Origin of the sequence: Microcystis viridis FACHB-1342 (assembly GCF_014698335.1) — a bacterium.
Classification (GTDB): Bacteria; Cyanobacteriota; Cyanobacteriia; order Cyanobacteriales; family Microcystaceae; genus Microcystis; species Microcystis ichthyoblabe_A.
In genome coordinates this window covers 1-4,922 of the sequence record NZ_JACJSV010000122.1, presented here as the reverse complement: position 1 = coordinate 4,922, position 4,922 = coordinate 1, and the positions used below count along the sequence as shown (strand labels likewise).

The following is a 4,922-nucleotide window of genomic DNA, read 5'->3' as shown; positions in this document are numbered from 1 at the left end:
AATAAAGAGGTTTTGATAACCAAATTAAAGCAGCTCTAAAGAGTTTTGAGTTAAAAGTTAAACTTCAAGTTTTCATTCAGGACGAATGTACTGATTAACTATTTTTTTGGGGAAAATTAGTTAGCCCATTATTATAACATATAATTAATTTGCAAGAGTTCTATAGTACGAGAATGGCTCTTATCGACTTTGTGTGATCAGTTTAACGATGTAGTAGCGATCGATCTTTGTGTTCTTCGTGTCTTTGTGGTTCCTGACCCAGAGAGCCGATAAACCAGCGCAAGAGGGCAAAATCTTGATAAACTGAGGGGATAACTATTCTAGACCATTCCCATGACCACTCACTTTATTAGTGCCGAAATCGACCTACAGGAAACCCCGCAACAACTGCAGCAAGAAATCGAAAAAGAATTAGCCAAACGCGGTGAACCCTTGCGCTGGGCAATCACAGAAGTGGATACCGAGAATAATCAAGTCAAAGTCGAAGCGATTGTCACCACTGCCTCGTGAATTCCCGTCCCTATACCGCCGTACTAATTATTCCCACCGGCATCGGGGCAGCGATTGGCGGTTATGCTGGGGATGGCATTCCCGTGGCCAGAGCGATCGCCCAAGTTTGTGATCGCCTAATTACCCATCCTAATGTCCTCAACGGCGCACAACTGTACTGGCCTTTGGACAACACCTACTATGTAGAGGGTTACGCTTTAGATCGTTTTGCCCGGGGGGATTGGGGATTAAGTCCCGTCCATCAAAATCGCATCGGGTTACTATTCGATCGCGCCATTGAATTTGACCTCTTGCAAAGACACCTTCAGGCTGCCGATGCTGTCCGGGCCACCCTAGGCTTAGATCTGACCGATTACCTTGTCACCGATGCCCCCTTAAATGTGCAGTTGCGAGAGGCAGCCTCCGGGGCCAGTTGGGGAACAATTGGCAATCCCGACAGCTTGCTGCGGGGGGCAGAAAAACTGATTAACCAAGGCCGGGCGGAAGCGATCGCCATTGTTGCCCGTTTTCCTGACGATCCCGATAGCATTGCCCTGGCTAATTATCGCCATGGTCAGGGGGTGGATCCCCTTGCCGGGGCCGAAGCGGTAATTTCCCATCTGGTGGTGCGACAATTCCAAATACCGGCGGCCCACGCCCCCGCTTTAAGTCCGCTGCCCCTCGATCCGCAACTTTCCCCCAAGGCCGCGGCCGAAGAAATCGGTTATACTTTTTTACCCTGCGTTTTGGTGGGTTTGAGTCGCGCCCCCCAATTGGTCAAGCAGCCCAGTCCCGATGCTATTTGGAGCCGGGAGGTGGACGCGCTGATCGTTCCCGCCAGTGCCTGCGGCTCCAGCACAGTTTTTAGTTTTTGTCAAGAAAAAAGTGTACTGATTGCTGTCGAGGAAAATAGTACAAGAATGAAGGTGGCCCCGGAACCCCTAGGGGTGAAAGCAATTAGGGTACACTCATATACAGAGGCGATCGGTGCGATCGTTTGTCAACGGGCAGGGGTTAGCCTAGCATCTCTTCGCCCTAATTTACACTCTTTACGCTGTTTATCCGAGAATCCGTGACTAATTCCCCTAATTCCGAATTTGATCCCCTGACACGCACACAAGTCCTCACCATTATGGCGGTAACGGCGATTATCTTGCTGGTAGTCGCCAAAGTCTGGCAATATTTCGGTGCGATCGCTATTCCCGCAATTCGCTGGACTCTCCCGGATTTCCTGTTCGGATTAGCCTTAGCGGGGGCAATTAGTGGAATTAGTGGGCTTCTATATCGTTTTTGGTCTAGTTATCGCCATAGTGCTAACTCTTACTTAGAATTAGTCATTAAACCTTTAGCTTGGCCCGATTTAATTTGGATTGGATTACTGCCGGGGTTAAGTGAAGAATTATTATTTCGCGGGGTGATTTTGCCGGCTTTGGGCTTAAATATCTTTGGTTTAACCGTTTCTAGTCTAATTTTTGGTATCCTCCATTTTAGCGGTTCCCAACAATGGCCCTATGTTATCTGGGCAACTGTTGTCGGTTTTGCCCTCGGTTATACCGTCATCATCACCGGTAATTTATTAATCCCGATCCTCGCTCATATTATCACCAATCTCCTCGCTAGTTTTCTCTGGAAATTACAGCATAGTAATCAGTAATCAGTTATCAGTAATCAGTTATCAGTTATCAGTTATCAGTAATCAGTTATCAGTAATCAGTTATCAGTTATCAGTGACTACTCCTGTCTCCTATAAAAAAAATGGAAGTGCAATTTCGCGAATTTAATCCTTTTGATGTCTGGTTTTGGCTGGAATTTTCGACAGTTCCCTCGAATATGGAACAGCAGTATGTAGAAGAAGTTTTTGCTTCTTGGTTTTATTTGGGTAAATTAGGAGCTTTCAATGCCGAAAACCTACAGGTACAGGAGGTGGGAGTCGATATTAGTTATATGGAATACGATCCAGATATAGCCGAAAATGCCTTTATGTCACCGATGCACAATATGACCGATTTTGAATACTTAGGTACTTGGGGACGTTGCTGGTTTGATCTCGGTACTAGCGATCTTATTGCTTTGGATATTTTAATCAATGCCTTGACCCAATTAAGTAAGGATTTTGTCGATATTAAACGTTTAATTATCGGGGGAGAAAATCAAGATTGGCCAGTTGGCGATCGCAGTAATTATCTCTTTAGCGAATAATTAGGGTTTACTAAAAAAGTTTCTTGGTGGAGTCAGTATTCTCCGAGTCAGGAGTTTCCCACACCCCACTTCCCCACTTCCCCACTTCCCCACTTCCCACACCCCACTTCCCACACCCCACTTCCCACACCCTACACCCCACACACACCCCACACCCCACACCCCACTTAAAAACATCTATGCTTAATCTCGTCTCCCTTCCAGAAATTCCCGCCGCTGCTTGGAAACGTCCTCTAGGCAAAGGTTGGGAAAAACCCTACAGCGTCCGCTACGCCAGCAATTTAGATGATGGTCCTTGGCATGGGATGCCTCTGGGGGGATTTGGGGCCGGTTGCATCGGACGTTCCCCCAAAGGTGACTTTAACCTCTGGCATCTGGACGGCGGTGAACACAGTTTTAATAGCCTTGCAGCCTGTCAATTTAGCATTTTTGAACAAACAGAAGACGGAAACGCCCAAGCCTACGCTATGGCGACGGAAAGCCCGACGGATGGAACTTTATCGCGCTGGTCGTGGTATCCAGCCGAAAAGGGAAACTATTCGGCCCTTTATCCCCGCAGTTGGTACGAGTATAAAGATGTTTTTCAGACTCAATTAATTTGCGAACAATTCTCACCAGTTTGGGCGCATAATTATCAAGAAAGTAGTTATCCTATTGCCCTATTTGAATGGACGGCCCATAATCCCACCGATAAACCAATTACTATTAGTATTATGCTGACTTGGCAAAATACAATCGGTTGGTTTACTAACGCGATTAAATCCCCAGTGGTTAAAGTGAGAGATGATGGTAGTCCCGTTTATGAATATCAATCAAAATGGGGGGAAAGTGAGGGTAATTATAATCAATGGATTGTCGATAATTTCCGCGTTGGCTGTCTAATGCGTCGGGATTACGAAAACCCCGGGGAAGGGGATGGACAGATGGCGATTGCCAGTATCACTAATCCGAGTCTAGAGGTATTCTATCTGGGTAAATGGAACCCTGCTGGCGATGGGGGCGAAGTTTGGGATTATTTCGCCATGAATGGCTCTTTACCGGATATTGAGGACGAAACCCCTGCCCAAAAAGGGGAACAAACGGCCACGGCCATGGCGATTCGTTTTACCATTCGTCCGGGGAAAACTCGCAAAATTCCCTTTATTTTAGCTTGGGATTTACCCGTCACCGAATTTGCCCAAGGAATTAACTATTATCGTCGTTATACGGACTTTTTCGGTCGCAATGGTCAAAATGCTTGGGCGATGGTACGCACGGCTTTAAAACACGGCGATACATGGCGAGAAAATATTATTAACTGGCAAAAACCGATCCTAGAACGCAGCGATCTGGCCGATTGGTTTAAAATGGCTTTATTTAACGAATTATACCTGCTTACGGACGGCGGTACTCTCTGGACGGCCGCCACGGAACAGGATGCCATCGGTCAATTTGGGGTCTTAGAATGTATTGATTATCGTTGGTATGAAAGTCTTGATGTGCGTCTCTATGGTTCCTTTGGGTTATTGATGTTATGGCCGCGCTTAGAAAAGGCCGTCATGGAAGCTTTTGCGAGGGCAATTCCCAGCAGTGACGACACTCCTCGGATTATTGGATATAACCAAGCTAGTGCCATTCGTAAGGCCAAAAATGCCACTCCCCACGATTTAGGCGCCCCCAATGAACACCCTTGGCAAAAGAGCAATTACACCAGTTATCAAGATTGTAATCTCTGGAAAGATTTAGGCAGTGATTTTGTTTTATTAGTATATCGGGATTATTTATTAACGGGGGCTAAAGATGAGGATTTTCTGCGGGAATGTTGGCCGTCAATTGTCCTGACTTTGCAATATTTAAAAACCTTTGACCTTGATAACGATGGCATCCCCGAAAATTCCGGCGCACCAGACCAAACCTTTGATGATTGGCGTTTACAGGGAATTAGTGCCTATTGTGGTGGTTTGTGGATAGCGGCACTAGAAGCGACGCTTAAAATTGGGGCAATTCTTGGAGAAGATACGGCAATTTTTGCCAGTTGGTTACAGCAATCTCGCGCTATTTATCATCAGACTCTCTGGAATGGAGAATATTAGACCTCTTGCATAATTTTTTTATGGTATAATATAAGGTTTTGCTTTTTTCTCAATTCTTAGATTGAAGTGGAAAAAAGAATAAAATGTGATCTTAGGTCAGGAAATCATCTATAATTTTGCTATGTTTATTAGCAAAATTATGGATTATCAAAACTTATCAGA

The 4,922-nt window shown here is 45.6% G+C and carries 4 protein-coding genes and 1 pseudogene; all 5 read left to right on the top strand.

The genetic code is table 11. The annotated features are described in order from the left end of the window. Positions 1-333 precede the first annotated feature (333 nt). Entirely contained in the window at positions 334-510 is a 177-nt protein-coding gene (locus tag H6G40_RS22420; protein WP_002734354.1) for a hypothetical protein, read from the top strand. Beyond that, positions 507-1,565 (top strand): DUF3326 domain-containing protein, encoded by a 1,059-nt coding sequence (locus H6G40_RS22415; RefSeq protein ID WP_069475590.1) that lies wholly within the window; start codon positions 507-509, stop codon positions 1,563-1,565. The genes H6G40_RS22420 and H6G40_RS22415 overlap by 4 nt, the downstream gene beginning before the upstream one ends. Then, a complete protein-coding gene (locus H6G40_RS22410) occupies positions 1,562-2,143 on the top strand; it encodes a CPBP family intramembrane glutamic endopeptidase (RefSeq protein ID WP_002732964.1) in 582 nt (193 codons plus the stop codon). Before H6G40_RS22415 ends, H6G40_RS22410 begins: the two co-directional genes overlap by 4 nt. 101 nt (positions 2,144-2,244) lie before the next feature. Further along, positions 2,245-2,688, top strand: a complete 444-nt coding sequence (locus H6G40_RS22405; protein ID WP_002733109.1) for a DUF3531 family protein — start codon at positions 2,245-2,247, stop codon at positions 2,686-2,688. 179 nt (positions 2,689-2,867) lie between these two features. Next, a pseudogene (locus tag H6G40_RS22400) lies at positions 2,868-4,757 on the top strand (GH116 family glycosyl-hydrolase); the annotation flags it as partial. Positions 4,758-4,922 lie beyond the last annotated feature (165 nt).

Bases quoted from the DNA above. Each gene is read 5' to 3' on its own strand.
- H6G40_RS22405 (WP_002733109.1), top strand. From the start codon at position 2,245: ATGGAAGTGCAATTTCGCGAATTTAATCCTTTTGATGTCTGGTTTTGG.
- H6G40_RS22420 (WP_002734354.1), top strand. From the start codon at position 334: ATGACCACTCACTTTATTAGTGCCGAAATCGACCTACAGGAAACCCCG.